Genomic DNA, 13575 nt, shown 5'->3' with positions numbered 1-13575 from the left:
AACATGCTAACTACTCCGCAGTTCGAACAGATTAACCCGCCGGCGCGCCTGCTGATGGGGCCGGGGCCGATCAACGCCGATCCGCGCGTGCTGCGCGCCATGTCGAGCCAACTGATCGGCCAGTACGATCCGGCAATGACCGGTTACATGAATCAGGTCATGGCGCTGTATCGCGCGCTGTTCCGCACCGAAAACCGCTGGACGATGCTGGTGGACGGCACCTCGCGCGCCGGCATCGAGGCGCTGCTGGTTTCCGCCATTCGTCCGGGCGATAAGGTGCTGGTGCCGGTATTCGGCCGCTTCGGACATCTGCTGTGCGAAATTGCCCGCCGTTGTCGCGCCGAGGTACACACGATCGACGCGCCGTGGGGCGAGGTGTTCAGCGCCGATCGCATCGAAGACGCGATTAAGCGGGTGCGCCCGCGCCTGCTGCTGACGGTGCAGGGCGATACGTCCACCACCATGCTGCAGCCGCTGCATGAGTTGGGCGATATCTGCCGCCGCCACGGCGTGCTGTTCTATACCGATGCGACGGCGTCTTTTGGCGGCAACCCGCTGGAGACCGACGCCTGGGGGCTGGATGCGGTCTCCGCCGGGCTGCAGAAGTGCCTGGGCGGCCCTTCCGGCAGTTCGCCGGTCACCCTCAGCCCGCAGTTTGAAGAGATCGTGCGCCGTCGCAAATGCGTGGAGGAGGGGATCCGCACCGCCGAACATGCCGACGGCGACGACGAGATGATCTACTCCAACTATTTCGACCTCGGCATGATCATGGATTATTGGGGGCCGGAACGCCTGAATCACCATACCGAAGCCACCAGCATGTTGTTCGCGGCGCGAGAATGCGCGCGGGTGATCCTCGAGGAAGGGCTGGATCAGGCCATTGCCCGCCACCGGCTGCACGGCGCGGCGATGCTGGCGGGCATCCAAGGCATGGGGCTGGCGGTGTTCGGCGATCTCGAGCACCGCATGAATAACGTGCTCGGCGTGATGATCCCGCCGCAGGTGCACGGCGAGCAGGTGCGGCAGATGATGCTGAACGATTTCGCTATCGAAATCGGCACCTCTTTCGGCCCGCTGCAGGGCAAGATCTGGCGCATCGGCACCATGGGCTACAACGCGCGCAAAGATTGCGTGCTGCAAACGCTGGCGGCGCTGGAGGCGGTGTTGAACCGGTTGGGCTTCGCCACGCAACAGGGGGAGGCCCTCCAGGCGGCCTGGAACCTGTACGATGCAGGACGGCCAGAATGACGCCGCAGGAGGCGCAGCAGGCCGCCGCGCGGGTGATGGCGCGCTGTGACGAGCTGGCGGCGATCAGCGCGGAGCCCGGTAAACTGACGCGTCTTTATCTGTCTGCGGAACATCGGCGCGCCAACGTTCTGGTGGGCGAATGGATGCGCGAGAGCGGCATGCGGGTGTGGCAAGACAGCGTCGGCAATATCTGTGGCCGTTATGAAGGGCTAACGCTCGGCGCCCCCGCGCTGCTGCTCGGTTCGCATCTGGACACGGTGCGCAACGCCGGGCGTTATGACGGCATGCTCGGCGTGCTCACGGCGCTGGAAACGGTGGCGCAATACCATCGCCAGGGGCGCCGTTTGCCGCTGGCGCTGGAGGTGATCGGCTTTGCCGACGAAGAGGGCGCTCGCTTCGGCGTGACGTTGCTGGGCAGCCGCGGCTTGACCGGCCAATGGCCGCAGGAATGGCTGGCGCAGACTGACGCGGACGGGGTGAGCATCGCGCAGGCCATGCGCGACTTCGGGCTGGAGCCGACGGCGATCGCGCAGGCGCGCCGCGCGCCGCAGGAAATCCGCGCTTATCTGGAATTGCATATCGAACAGGGCCCATGTCTGGAGGCGGCCGACCTGGCGCTGGGGGTGGTGACGGCGATCAACGGCGCGCGTCGGCTTAACTGCGTCTTTAGCGGAGAAGCGGGCCATGCCGGTACGGTGCCGATGGGGCAGCGCAAAGACGCGCTGGCGGCCGCGGCGGAATGGATAACGGCGGTTGAAACGTTGACCCGCGCAGCCGATCCGCATCTAGTGGCCACCGTCGGCTGCATCGAGAGCCTGCCGGGCGCGGCCAACGTGATCCCGGGCGAAGTGCGATTGACGCTCGACGTGCGCGGCCCGCAGGATGCGCCGCTGGCGGCGCTGTTGGCGACGTTGCTGGCGCAGGCGCAGACGATCTGCGCACGCCGCGGAGCGCGCTTCGCCAGCGAGGAGTTTTACCGCATTGACGCCACCGCCTGCGATGGCGATCTGCAGCGCCGCTGGCAGGCGGCCGTCGAGCAGGTACAGGGGCAGAGTCTGGCGCTGCCGAGCGGCGCCGGTCATGACGCCATCGCCGTGGCGGCGCAATGGCCGGTCGGCATGCTGTTCGTGCGTTGCGCCGGCGGCGTCAGCCATCATCCGGCTGAAGCGGTGCGGCAGGCTGACGTAGCGCTGGCGATCCAGGCCTATTGCCTGACGATCGCCGGCTGGGAGCTAAGATGAGGGTATGAGACTTCCTAAGATGACGCGTTACGACGATAGAAGCTCAGGGCGATGGCCAATCCGGCCAGCAGTCCGGCGCAGGTGCGGTTTAGCCAGCGCAGAGCGCGGCCGGAAAATATACGCATAGCATGGTGGCCGCCAAGCGCGTAGAGACTCATCAGAGCGATATCGATCAGGGCGGTCACCAAAGCGAGAATCACGTATTGCAGCGCTACGTCGCCCGCTGGCTGGATGAACTGCGGCAGAAAGGCGGAAAAGAACAGCAGTCCTTTGGGGTTGGAGAGTGCGACCAGCAGCGAGCGCATAAACGCGGCGCGGCCGTTGCGGGCGCCGGGCATCGCGTTCTGTGCTGCCTGCGGGGTGCCAAGCGGCGCGCGCCACAGTTGGCAGGCTAGATAGAACAAATAAGCGGCGCCGGCCCATTTGACCAGCGTGAAAAGCAGTTCGGAAGCTTGCAGTATTGCCCCTAAGCCGCAGCCGACGGCACCGATCAACAGCAGGTCGGACAGCGCCGCACCGGCAATGCCGCAGGCGGCGACGCGTTTGCCTTTGGTGGCGCCGTTATTGAGCGCCAACAGCATGGTTGGGCCCGGCGTAATGGTGACCGCCGCGACGGCCACGATATAGAGCAAGAGTGTCGTCATATCCATATCACTTCTCCTTGCGTTATCGGCTAAGGTGCCGGGAATTCAGTCAAGACGCAGAAAGCTGTCGGCATCGCGCCAGGCCGGGAAGGCGCTGCGGTAACTCTGCAGGGTTTCCAGCGACAGCTCGGCGTCCAGCCGCGCGGCTGCGCCGGGCTCGGCATCCGCCAGGATCTCGCCCTGCGGGCTGATGATCAGGCTGTCTCCGCTGTAGTTCAGGCCGTTCGGATCGTCGCCCACCCGGTTGCAGCCCGCCACATACACCTGATTTTCAATCGCCCGCGCCGCCAGCAGCGTTTGCCAATGGCGGCTGCGCGGCGCCGGCCAGTTGGCGACGTACAGCGCCAGATCGTAATCCTGCTGATAGCGCGCCCAGACCGGGAAACGCAGGTCGTAGCAGATCTGCGGCAGAATGCGCCAGCCGCGCCACTCGACGATTTCGCGCCGGTTGCCGGCCTGATAGTGCAGGTGTTCGCCGGCCATGCGGAACAGATGGCGTTTATCATAGGCATGCACCTGGCCGCCCGGCTCCACCAGCAGGAAGCGATTGACCGCGCCTTCGGCGGTTTTCAGCGCCACGCTGCCGCCGATCAACGCGTGGCTTTTCACCGCCCAGCCGTGCAGCCAGTCGATCACCTGCTGTTCGGGCAGGGCGCTCTCGCCGGCATCCATGGCAAAACCGGTGGTGAACATTTCCGGCAAGACGATGAGATCGCGCCCGACGATCGGCGCCAGCAACGCGTCGAAGGCGGCCAGGTTAGCGAGGCCGTCGCGCCAGACCAGAGGTTGCTGCAACAGGGTAATTTTTAAAGTCGACATAACCGCTCCGCAGCTGCATCCAGCGTGGCGTCCTGTTTAGCGAAGCACAGCCGGATCAATTTATGGGGGAAAGGATCGGCACAGAAGACCGACAGCGGAATGGCCGCCACGCCCACGTGCTCGGTTAACCAATGGCAGAACGCCACATCGTCCAGATCGGAGATGGCGCTGTAGTCCGCCAGCAAGAAGTATGTACCCGCGCAGGGTAAAATTTCCAGTCGGCTGCTCGCCAGCGCTTGCACGAAGCGGTCGCGCTTGGCGCGGTAGAATGCCGGCAGCTGTCGCCAGTGCTCTGGCTCGGCGCGCAGGTTATCCGCCAGCGCCAGCTGCGCCGGGGTGTTGACCGAGAAGGTCAGGTATTGATGCACCTTGCGCACCTCGGCGCTCAGCGCGGCGGGCGCCACGCAGTAACCCACTTTCCAGCCGGTCATGTGGAAGGTTTTACCGAAGGAGGACACCGCGATCGCCCGTTGGCGCAATTGTGGGTGGGCCAACACGCTGGCGTGCCCGCCTTTGGCGAAGCAGATGTGTTCGTAGACTTCGTCGCTGAGCACGTAGATCTCGCGTTCGGCGATGGCGTGCCACAGCTGCTGCATGTCTTCCGCCTGCCAGGCGGTGGCGGACGGGTTGTGCGGCGTATTGACGATCACCAGACGGGTGCGCGGCGACAGCGCGGCGGCGAACCGTTGCCAATCCACGGCAAATGCGGGCGGCTGCAGGGCGAGGCGTTTGAGTACGCCGCCGGCCAGCGTCACCGCCGGCGCGTAGCTGTCGTAGCTCGGATCGAAACAGACCACCTCATCGCCGGGGCGCACCAGCGCGGTGATGGCGGCGAACAGCGCTTCGGTGGCACCGGCGGTGACGGTCACTTCGCTGCCGGCATCCGGCTGCCAGCCATACAGCTCGGCGGTTTTGTCGGCGATGGCTTCGCGCAGCGCCGCCACGCCGGTCATTGGCGCATATTGGTTGGCGCCCTGGGCGACGTGCCAGGCCAGGCGTGCTTTCAGGTAGTCCGGCCCGTCAAAATCAGGAAAGCCCTGCGACAGGTTGATCGCCTGATGCTGCTGCGCCAGCGCGCTCATTTGGGTGAAGATGGTGGTGCCCAGGGCAGGCAGTTTACTGTCGGGAATCAATGCGGAAGTGCTCATAGCAGGTGAATACTCCAGGCGCTTATATTGCCGTCAATATAACACGATGCTAGTATTTGGCAATCAAGACGCTTAGATGGCTAAATGCGAAAAAGTGCTTAGCCTGTCGCGCAGCCGGCTAAGCCTCACCTGCTGACCGCTATACCGAACGGGAAACGATAACAATGACGGAGAATCCGCAACTTACCGCATTACTGGCGGCCTGCCACTGGATTGGCGACAAAGGCTGGTGTCCGGCGACCGGCGGCAACATGTCGCTGCGCCTCGACGAACGCCAGTGCCTGGTCACCGAGTCCGGCAAAGACAAAGGGAGTCTGAGCGCCGCCGATTTTCTGCGGGTGGATATCGCTGACAATCACGTGCCGAGCGGCCGTACGCCGTCGGCGGAAACCGGGCTGCATACGCTGCTCTATCGTTTGTACCCGCATCTTGGCGCGGTGTTGCATACCCATTCCGTCAACGCCACCGTGTTGTCGCGGGTGGAACGCGGCGATGCGTTGGTGCTGCAGGGGTATGAAATGCAAAAGTCGCTCGCCGGTCAGCGCAGCCACCTGGACAGCGTGGCGATCCCTATTTTCGATAACGATCAGGACATTCCCCGGCTGGCGTCGCGCGTCGCGGCCTATGCCGAGGTCACGCCGCTGCAGTACGGTTTTCTGGTGCGCGGCCACGGTCTCTATTGCTGGGGAAGCCAGGTGGCGGAAGCCCGCCGCCATCTCGAAGGGCTGGAATTCCTGTTCCAGTGTGAACTGCAACGTCGCTTGCTGGAGGCGAAATGATCCGCGCTATCGTAACCGATATTGAAGGCACCACCAGCGATATTCGCTTCGTGCATCAGGTGCTGTTTCCCTATGCCCGCGAGCGGCTGGCGGAATTTGTACGCCGTCACGCCACGGAGAGCGAAGTCGCCGCGCCGTTGGCGGCGCTGCGCGCTGAAATAGACCAGCCGCAGGCGGATCTCGATGCGCTGATCGCCGCGCTGTATCGCTTTATGGATGAAGATCGCAAATCCACCGCGCTCAAGGCGCTGCAGGGCATCATCTGGCGCAGCGGCTATCGCGAGGGCGACTTCCGCGGACATCTTTATCCGGAGGTCGCCGGGCAGTTGGCTGCCTGGCAGCGCCAGGGGCTGAAGCTTTACGTTTATTCTTCCGGTTCGGTGGAGGCGCAAAAGCTGCTGTTCGGCCACAGCGACGCCGGCGATCTGCAGCCGCTGTTCAGCGGCTATTTCGACACCCGCGTCGGCGCCAAGCGTGAAACCGCGTCGTACCGCAACATCGCGCAGGCTATCGGCATCGCGCCCGACGAACTGCTGTTCCTGTCCGATATTCACCAGGAGCTGGACGCCGCGCAGGCCGCCGGCTGGCATACCTGCCAGCTGATCCGCGATGAGGCGGACGCACAGAGCCGGCATCCGCAGGTCAGCCGTTTTGATCACATCGATTTAGGGGAGTTTGTCTCATGAGTGGATTGACCATTTTCAGTGATACAGCACCGCAGCAGCCGCTGTGGCAGAGCCGCGACGCGCAGGAAATCCAGCGCCAGCTGGCGCAGATCGGCGTGCGCTTTGAGCGTTGGCAGGCGGATCGCGAGTTGGGCGACAACCCGCAGCCGGAGGCGGTGATCGCCGCCTACCAGCATGAGATCGACCGGCTGGTGGCGGAAAAGGGCTACCAGAGTTGGGACGTGATCAGCATGCGGCCGGATCACGAGCAGCGTCAGGCGCTGCGCGAAAAATTCCTGTCCGAACACACGCACGGCGAGGATGAAGTCCGCTTTTTCGTTGAAGGGGCGGGGCTGTTTTGCCTGCATCTGGACAGCAAGATCTTCCAGATCCTGTGCGAAAAGAACGATCTGATCTCGGTGCCGGCCAACACCCGTCACTGGTTCGATATGGGCTCGGCGCCGCACTTTACCGCGATCCGGGTATTTGACAACCCGGAAGGCTGGGTGGCGCACTTCACCGGCGACACGATCGCCGATGCCTATCCGCGCCTGGACTGATCGTCAACCGGCGGGCGTTAACCCAGCGCCCGCTGGAAAATCCCCGCTTCAACCTGCTGCGGCGTGATCACGCCGCTGTCGAACACCCACCCGCTGATAAGCTTGGCCGGCGTGACGTCGAACGCCGGATTGCAGACCGGCGCATCGGCCGGCGCCCACTGGCAGGCGCCGAAGCTGCCTGAAACGCCGGTGACTTCGGCCGCCGCGCGTTGCTCGATCGGGATGGCGGCGCCGTCCGGACAGTGCGGATCGTGGGTGGTATGCGGGGCAGCCACATAGAATGGAATGCCATGGTAGTGCGCCAGCACCGCCAGGCTGTAGGTGCCAATCTTGTTGGCGACGTCGCCGTTGGCGGCGATGCGATCCGCGCCGACCCACACCGCATCGACCTGGCCCTGCGCCATCAGGCTGGCGGCCATCGAATCGCAGATCAGACGATAGGGAATGCCCAGCTCGCCCAGTTCCCAGGCGGTCAGACGGCCGCCCTGCAGCAGCGGCCGGGTTTCATCAACCCATACCTGTTGCACTTTGCCCTGCTGGTGGGCACGCAGCAGCACGCCGATGGCGGTGCCGACGCCGGCGGTGGCCAACCCGCCGGTATTGCAGTGGGTCAGCAGGCGGCTGCCGGGCTTGACCAGCCCAGCGCCGTGATCGGCGATGCGATCGCACAGCCGGCGATCTTCCTCCACCAGCCGCAGCGCTTCGTTCACCATCGCCGGCGCCCAGTCCGGCTCCGCCAGCGCCAGCTTCATGCGATCCAGATTGTTCATCAGGTTAACCGCCGTCGGGCGGGCGGCGCGCAGCGTGTGCAGCGCCTGTTCCAGCTCGGCGCGCGGCACACCGCGTTCCGCCAGCAGCGCCAACAGCAGGCTGGCGGACAGCCCGATCAGCGGCGCGCCGCGCACCCGCAGGCTGTGAATGTGCCCGACCAACTCCTCCACGCTGTCGCAGGCGCGCCACCGCTTTTCCTGCGGCAGGGCTTGCTGATCGAGGATCCAAAGGCGGTTGTCCCGCAGGGTCAAACTGGTGGTGTTAAGCGCTTGCATCGGCGGTTAATTCCTTGTTGCGAGGTTATTGCATCTGAAACGCTATTCTGCCAACATGACTTCCAGATGTATAGACGTCCAAATGCTTTTACGTCTAAATAAACAGAATCGCTGGGGGCAGCGAGAGAGAACAGAGGGGTTGGGGAATGTCGCTTTATCGTACGTTTACGGCTGCCGATGCCGTTGAATATGCTCGCCAATACGGGCAGGTGGCCGATCCGCAGGCGCTGGTGAGCGCCGACGAGATCGGCGACGGCAACCTGAACCTAGTGTTCAAGATCCGCGATCGCGAAGGCGTGAGCCGGGTGATCGTCAAACAGGCGTTGCCGTACGTGCGCTGCGTGGGCGAATCCTGGCCGCTGACGCTGGATCGGGCGCGCATCGAAGCGGAAACGCTGTTGATCCACGGCGGTTTCTGCCCGCGACATACGGTAAAAGTCCTGCACCACGATCCCGAGTTGGCGGTGATGGTGCAAGAAGATCTCTCCGATCATCGCATCTGGCGCAGCGAACTGGTGCAGGGGAACTATCATCCGCTGGCGGCCGGTCAGCTGGCGGAATACCTGGCGCAGACGCTGTTCCACACCTCCGATTTTTATCAGTCGGCGCAGCAGAAAAAAGCGGAAGTCAGCCGTTTCACCAACCCCGAGCTGTGCCAGATCACCGAAGATCTGTTCTTTACCGATCCCTATATCGACCACGAGCGTAATCAGTTCGAGGCGGCGCTGTTGCCGCAGGTGCAGGCGCTGCGTGAGGATGCGCCGCTGAAGCTGGCGGTCGCCGGCCTGAAACACCGCTTTCTCAGCAAGGCGGAGGCGTTGTTGCACGGGGATATCCACAGCGGTTCAATTTTCGTGGCGGAAGGGCGATTGAAAGCGATCGACGCTGAATTCGGTTTCTACGGCCCGATCGGTTTTGATGTCGGCACTGCGTTAGGCAATCTGCTGCTCAACTATTGCGGCCAGCCTGGGCTGTTCGGGCCGCGCGACGCCGCCGCCGGGCGCGAGCAGCGTCTGCAGGATGTGCGCGAGCTGTGGCTGATCTTTGCCGATCGTTTCCTGGCGCTGTGCCATCAGCAAAGCCGCGATGCGGCGCTGGCGACGCCGGGTTACGCCGAGCAGTTCCTGCAGCAGGTCTGGACTGATGCGGTAGGGTACTGCGGCACAGAGCTGATTCGGCGCACTATCGGCCTGGCGCACGTCGCCGATCTGGACAGCATCGCCGACGCCGACATGCGCCTCGACTGTCAGCGTCATGCGCTGGGTTTGGGGCGCACGCTGATCGTCAATGCGCCGCAAATCGAGCATATCGACGCGCTGTTGGCGCGCATTCGTCAGCAAGGCTGAAGAGCCCGACAGTAATGAGGCAAACCCGGCTGCGGCCGGGTTTTTTTTAATAACTTATTGGCATCAGTAACAGAATAGATAAATTGTTTTTAACTAAAAAGGTATTTTCACTCGCTTCTTATTTGTAAATTTAATTATATTTTATGACCGTTGGTTACATGTCTTTAATATTAACGCCATCCATAAGGACAGTGCTTATTTATCTGGCTTTCATGATGGTAATTAAAATAAAAAAACGCCATCCGTTCTTTTTTTGATCGTTTTATTGTGGGAGTGGGAAGATGAAAAAAGACTTTTTATCGATAAAAACTATCACGTCGCCGTTACTTTTTTAGGAAATGGGATAGCTCATGCTTGGGTTTGAATAAAGCAGCGGGTTGATTATCTCAATATTACCCCCTAGATTATTCGAGTGTCGGACAATCGTAAATAAATAACGCAAGGTTATTAACTATAAGTAACCTTTGGCCTCACTTTGTCTGATTATTTCTATCGAGATCGGAGTGCTCCATGCAATTAACGCCAAGAGAAATCGAAAAGCTGATGGTCTATACCCTGGCTGACGTCGCATTAAAACGAAAATCCAGAGGGATAAAGCTTAATTATCCCGAGGCGGTGGCCATTATTACCACCGCGGCGCTGGAGGGCGCCCGCGAGGGAAAAACGCTGGAAGAAGTCATGAACGACACGCGGCAGGTTTTGAGCCGCGATGACGTCATGGACGGCGTGGCGGACTTGATCCCGCATGTGCAGGTCGAGGCGATATTCAGCGACGGCAGCCGCCTGGTGACGGTGCACGATCCTATTCAATAAGCGCCGATGGCCTTCCTGAATCCCATGGACGAATCTTATCAGCACAGGTATTCCGATGAAAAAGCATGACAAAGAAAAGCACGTGCCGCCAGGCGGCTATATCCTGTCCGAAAGTCCCATCACCTTCAATGAAGATCGCGAGACGGTTATTTTAACGGTGCGCAACACCGGCGACAGGCCTATTCAGGTCGGCTCACACTTTCATTTCTTCGAAGCCAACAAAGCGCTGCAGTTCGATCGCGCCGCCGCCTTTGGCAAACGGTTAAATATCACCGCCACGACGGCGATCCGTTTTGAACCCGGCGATGAAATCGAGGTGGCGCTTATTGCCATCGGCGGCAAGCAAACGGTTTATGGTTTTAATAATCTGGTGGACGGTTGGGCGGGCGACAGCCCGGTAGCCGCCGGTGAAAGAGTAAAGAAAACTATAGATGTAAAGCGAGCTATTGAGCTGGGTTATAAAAACCGCGATCAGGCGCCCATCAAGACGGACGAGGAATAAAGCATGCCAACGATCTCCAGGCAGGAATATGCCGGGCTGTTCGGCCCGACCACCGGCGATAAAATTCGCTTGGGCGATACGCAACTGTTTATTGAAATAGAAAAAGATCTGCGCGGTTACGGTGAGGAATCGGTCTACGGCGGCGGTAAGTCGCTGCGCGACGGCATGGGCGCCGATAACCGATTAACCAGCGACAATGTGTTGGATCTGGTCATTACCAATGTGACCATTCTGGACGCCCGGCAAGGGGTGATCAAGGCGGACGTCGGCATTAAAAACGGCCTGATCGCCGGCATTGGCAAAAGCGGCAACCCGGCGATGATGAACGGCGTCACGCCCGGCATGGTGGTGGGCGTCAGCACCGACGCCATCTCGGGCGAACACCTGATCCTGACCGCCGCCGGCATCGATACGCACATTCATTTCATTTCGCCGCAGCAGGCCGCACATGCGCTCTCCAACGGCGTGACGACCTTCTTCGGCGGCGGCGTCGGGCCGACCGACGGTTCCAACGGCACCACGGTGACCGCCGGGCCCTGGCATATCCACCGCATGCTGCGCGCCTTTGAGAGCATGCCGGTCAACGTGGGGATGCTCGGCAAGGGGCACGCTTCGCACGCTGCGCCGCTGGTCGAACAGATCGCCGCCGGCGTGGCCGGGTTGAAGGTGCATGAGGACTGGGGCGCCACCAACTCCGCGCTGCGCCACGCGCTGCGGGTGGCCGACGACATGGATATTCAGGTGGCGGTGCATACCGACAGCCTGAACGAGGGCGGCTACGTCGAGGACACCATCGACGCCTTCGAAGGGCGCACTATCCACACCTTCCACACCGAAGGCGCCGGCGGCGGGCACTCGCCGGATATCATCAAGGTCGCCGCGCAGATGAACGTCTTGCCGAGCTCCACCAACCCCACGCTGCCGTTCGGCATCAACAGTCAGGCCGAACTGTTCGATATGATCATGGTGTGCCACAACCTCAACCCCAATGTGCCGGCCGACGTGGCGTTTTCTGAAAGCCGGGTGCGGCCGGAAACCATCGCCGCGGAAAACGTGCTGCACGACATGGGCGTGCTGTCGATGTTTTCCAGCGACTCCCAGGCGATGGGGCGGGTTGGCGAAAACTGGCTGCGGGTGATGCAGACGGCGCACGCGATGAAAGCCGCGCGCGGCAAGCTGCCGGAAGATGCGGCGGAACACGATAACTTCCGCGTGCTGCGCTACGTGGCGAAGATCACCATCAACCCGGCGATCGCGCAGGGCATCAGCCACGTGCTGGGGTCGGTCGAGGTCGGCAAGATGGCCGATCTGGTGCTGTGGGAGCCGCGCTTCTTCGGCGCCAAGCCGAAGCTGGTGATCAAGGGCGGGATGATTAACTGGGCGGTGATGGGCGATCCCAACGCGTCGTTGCCGACGCCGCAGCCCACGTTCTACCGACCGATGTTCGGCGCCATGGGCAAATCGCTGCAGGAAACCTGCGTCACCTTCGTCTCCGGCGCGGCATTACACGACGGCATCAAAGAGAAACTGGGGCTGGAGCGGCAGGTGATGGCGGTGCATAACTGCCGCGCGATCTCCAAGCAGGACATGGTGCGCAACGCGGAAACGCCGCACATCGAGGTGGACCCCGAAACCTTCGCCGTCAAGGTCAACGGCGAACACGCCACGGTGAAGCCGATCGCCACCGCCGTGCTTAATCAACGCTACTTCTTCAGCTAGGAACCGCCGCTCATGATCGTGATTGAAAAGATACTCGGCAATATCAAACGGGATGCCGTCTGGCGTGAGCGCTTGCAACACGCCTCGCTGGACGTGCTGGCGCTCTCGCAGTGGGAGGCGCAGAAAAGCCGCTGTCGCAAAACCACCCGCGATGGTCAGGATCTCGGCATTTCCCTCGATCGTCACCAGGTGCTGGCCGACGGCGATGTGCTGCTTTGGGACGAAGCGAACCGCAGCGCGGTGGTGGTGCAGATGAACCTGCGCGATGTGATGGTAATCCATCTTGAGTCGCTGCTGGCGACCGATATGGCGACGGTGCTGAAGACCGCGTTCGAACTGGGGCATGCGCTGGGCAATCAGCACTGGAAATCGGTCATCAAAGGGAATCGCATCTTTATTCCGCTGACGGTGGCGACCAAGGTGATGGATTCGGTGATGAAAACCCACGGCTTTCATGCGCTACCTTATTCGTTCGTGAAGGGCGAAAGCATTTTGCCGCATCTGACCCAGCCCGAAGCGCGCCTGCTGTTCGGCGGCGCGGAGGACTCCGCCACCCATGTGCATGTTGACAGCCCATTCCTCGGTCAGCATGTGATCAAATTGAAATGAACGCTGTTCAGCTGATTCGCATCCTGCAGTTTGCCGACTCGGTGCTGCCGGTGGGAGCGTTTGCCTTTTCCAATGGCGTCGAGTCGGCGATCCAGGCCGGCATCGTGCGCGATGTCGACACGCTGAAATCGTTCACCCGCACCGCTTTGCAACAGGCGGCGGGCGGCGACGGCCGGGCGGTCGCGGCGGCCTGCCGGGCGCTGCAGGGGGGCGATCGCGAGGCGGTTATCGGGCACGACTGGGCGCTGTTCAACCGCAAGCTAAATGAAGAAAGCCGCAGCATGGTGGTGAGGATGGGAAAGAAGCTGGCGGAAATGACGGCGGCCATCTGTGATGAGCCCCAGGTGGTCTGGTGGCTTGAGCAGATCAAAACCGGCCGCGCCGCCGGCACCTATCCGGTGACGCAGGCGGTAGTGATGACGGCGCTGGGCGCGGG

15 protein-coding genes are annotated in these 13575 nt (G+C 62.0%); 11 read left to right on the top strand and 4 right to left on the bottom strand.

All coding sequences use genetic code 11. From position 1 onward, the window contains the following. Positions 1-3: 3 nt before the first annotated feature. Both H7A77_RS23175 and hpxK read left to right on the top strand, forming a co-directional pair. Positions 4-1248: an alanine--glyoxylate aminotransferase family protein gene (locus tag H7A77_RS23175; RefSeq protein WP_033641955.1), complete on the top strand. Its 1245-nt coding sequence runs from the start codon at positions 4-6 to the stop codon at positions 1246-1248. Further along, positions 1245-2489: an allantoate amidohydrolase gene (gene hpxK / locus H7A77_RS23170; protein ID WP_182074710.1), complete on the top strand. Its 1245-nt coding sequence runs from the start codon at positions 1245-1247 to the stop codon at positions 2487-2489. Before H7A77_RS23175 ends, hpxK begins: the two co-directional genes overlap by 4 nt. 14 nt (positions 2490-2503) lie before the next feature. Here the strand turns inward: hpxK and H7A77_RS23165 are convergent, their stop codons facing one another. The 3 genes from H7A77_RS23165 to H7A77_RS23155 are packed head-to-tail and all read right to left on the bottom strand — an operon-like array spanning position 2504 to position 5100. Continuing rightward, positions 2504-3139: a LysE family translocator gene (locus tag H7A77_RS23165; RefSeq protein ID WP_033651005.1), complete on the bottom strand. Its 636-nt coding sequence runs from the start codon at positions 3137-3139 to the stop codon at positions 2504-2506. Between the two features lie 39 nt (positions 3140-3178). Beyond that, positions 3179-3952: an amidohydrolase gene (locus H7A77_RS23160; protein ID WP_033641957.1), complete on the bottom strand. Its 774-nt coding sequence runs from the start codon at positions 3950-3952 to the stop codon at positions 3179-3181. Continuing rightward, positions 3940-5100, bottom strand: coding sequence for a pyridoxal phosphate-dependent aminotransferase (locus H7A77_RS23155; protein WP_182074709.1), 1161 nt, complete (start codon positions 5098-5100; stop codon positions 3940-3942). Before H7A77_RS23155 ends, H7A77_RS23160 begins: the two co-directional genes overlap by 13 nt. A 164-nt stretch (positions 5101-5264) precedes the next feature. Here H7A77_RS23155 and H7A77_RS23150 point away from each other — a divergent pair, with 164 nt between their 5' ends. The 3 genes from H7A77_RS23150 to H7A77_RS23140 are packed head-to-tail and all read left to right on the top strand — an operon-like array spanning position 5265 to position 7104. After that, positions 5265-5879: a methylthioribulose 1-phosphate dehydratase gene (locus H7A77_RS23150; RefSeq protein WP_015376724.1), complete on the top strand. Its 615-nt coding sequence runs from the start codon at positions 5265-5267 to the stop codon at positions 5877-5879. After that, positions 5876-6565, top strand: a complete 690-nt coding sequence (gene mtnC, locus H7A77_RS23145) for an acireductone synthase (RefSeq protein ID WP_042783729.1) — start codon at positions 5876-5878, stop codon at positions 6563-6565. The genes H7A77_RS23150 and mtnC overlap by 4 nt, the downstream gene beginning before the upstream one ends. Continuing rightward, a complete protein-coding gene (locus H7A77_RS23140) occupies positions 6562-7104 on the top strand; it encodes an acireductone dioxygenase (protein ID WP_072628338.1) in 543 nt (180 codons plus the stop codon). The genes mtnC and H7A77_RS23140 overlap by 4 nt, the downstream gene beginning before the upstream one ends. A 17-nt stretch (positions 7105-7121) precedes the next feature. Here the strand turns inward: H7A77_RS23140 and mtnA are convergent, their stop codons facing one another. Next, a complete protein-coding gene (gene mtnA, locus H7A77_RS23135) occupies positions 7122-8150 on the bottom strand; it encodes an S-methyl-5-thioribose-1-phosphate isomerase (protein ID WP_069099966.1) in 1029 nt (342 codons plus the stop codon). Positions 8151-8296: 146 nt separating this feature from the next. Between mtnA and mtnK the strand changes: the two genes are divergently transcribed. The 6 genes from mtnK to H7A77_RS23105 all read left to right on the top strand — a co-directional run. After that, positions 8297-9496 carry an S-methyl-5-thioribose kinase gene (gene mtnK / locus H7A77_RS23130; protein WP_046897644.1) on the top strand — a complete coding sequence of 400 codons (1200 nt, stop codon included), beginning with the start codon at positions 8297-8299 and terminating at the stop codon, positions 9494-9496. Between the two features lie 510 nt (positions 9497-10006). Then, a complete protein-coding gene (locus H7A77_RS23125) occupies positions 10007-10309 on the top strand; it encodes an urease subunit gamma (RefSeq protein ID WP_025160087.1) in 303 nt (100 codons plus the stop codon). Positions 10310-10364: 55 nt separating this feature from the next. Beyond that, the gene (locus tag H7A77_RS23120) at positions 10365-10811 is read left to right on the top strand and encodes an urease subunit beta (RefSeq protein WP_033641965.1); all 447 of its coding nucleotides are present in this window, start codon (positions 10365-10367) and stop codon (positions 10809-10811) included. A 3-nt stretch (positions 10812-10814) separates the two neighbouring features. Beyond that, entirely contained in the window at positions 10815-12530 is a 1716-nt protein-coding gene (locus tag H7A77_RS23115; RefSeq protein WP_033641966.1) for an urease subunit alpha, read from the top strand. 12 nt (positions 12531-12542) lie between these two features. Beyond that, positions 12543-13139 (top strand): urease accessory protein UreE, encoded by a 597-nt coding sequence (gene ureE, locus H7A77_RS23110; RefSeq protein ID WP_182074708.1) that lies wholly within the window; start codon positions 12543-12545, stop codon positions 13137-13139. After that, positions 13136-13575, top strand: a 440-nt coding sequence (locus tag H7A77_RS23105) for an urease accessory protein UreF (protein ID WP_304621570.1), incomplete at its 3' end; no start/stop codon positions are given. The genes ureE and H7A77_RS23105, both read left to right, overlap by 4 nt.

Origin of the sequence: Serratia sp. ME47 (assembly GCF_903970925.1) — a bacterium.
GTDB lineage: Bacteria > Pseudomonadota > Gammaproteobacteria > Enterobacterales > Enterobacteriaceae > Serratia > Serratia ureilytica.
Note: the sequence above shows the minus strand (reverse complement) of the source record. Positions and strands in the feature narration are given on the sequence as shown.

Excerpts from the sequence above, each read along its gene's own strand:
- H7A77_RS23175 (WP_033641955.1), top strand. The coding sequence starts at position 4 with ATGCTAACTACTCCGCAGTTCGAACAGATTAACCCGCCGGCGCGCCTG.
- hpxK (WP_182074710.1), top strand. The coding sequence starts at position 1,245 with ATGACGCCGCAGGAGGCGCAGCAGGCCGCCGCGCGGGTGATGGCGCGC.
- H7A77_RS23165 (WP_033651005.1), bottom strand. The coding sequence starts at position 3,139 with ATGGATATGACGACACTCTTGCTCTATATCGTGGCCGTCGCGGCGGTC.
- H7A77_RS23160 (WP_033641957.1), bottom strand. The coding sequence starts at position 3,952 with ATGTCGACTTTAAAAATTACCCTGTTGCAGCAACCTCTGGTCTGGCGC.
- H7A77_RS23155 (WP_182074709.1), bottom strand. The coding sequence starts at position 5,100 with ATGAGCACTTCCGCATTGATTCCCGACAGTAAACTGCCTGCCCTGGGC.
- H7A77_RS23150 (WP_015376724.1), top strand. The coding sequence starts at position 5,265 with ATGACGGAGAATCCGCAACTTACCGCATTACTGGCGGCCTGCCACTGG.
- mtnC (WP_042783729.1), top strand. The coding sequence starts at position 5,876 with ATGATCCGCGCTATCGTAACCGATATTGAAGGCACCACCAGCGATATT.
- H7A77_RS23140 (WP_072628338.1), top strand. The coding sequence starts at position 6,562 with ATGAGTGGATTGACCATTTTCAGTGATACAGCACCGCAGCAGCCGCTG.
- mtnA (WP_069099966.1), bottom strand. The coding sequence starts at position 8,150 with ATGCAAGCGCTTAACACCACCAGTTTGACCCTGCGGGACAACCGCCTT.
- mtnK (WP_046897644.1), top strand. The coding sequence starts at position 8,297 with ATGTCGCTTTATCGTACGTTTACGGCTGCCGATGCCGTTGAATATGCT.
- H7A77_RS23125 (WP_025160087.1), top strand. The coding sequence starts at position 10,007 with ATGCAATTAACGCCAAGAGAAATCGAAAAGCTGATGGTCTATACCCTG.
- H7A77_RS23120 (WP_033641965.1), top strand. The coding sequence starts at position 10,365 with ATGAAAAAGCATGACAAAGAAAAGCACGTGCCGCCAGGCGGCTATATC.
- H7A77_RS23115 (WP_033641966.1), top strand. The coding sequence starts at position 10,815 with ATGCCAACGATCTCCAGGCAGGAATATGCCGGGCTGTTCGGCCCGACC.
- ureE (WP_182074708.1), top strand. The coding sequence starts at position 12,543 with ATGATCGTGATTGAAAAGATACTCGGCAATATCAAACGGGATGCCGTC.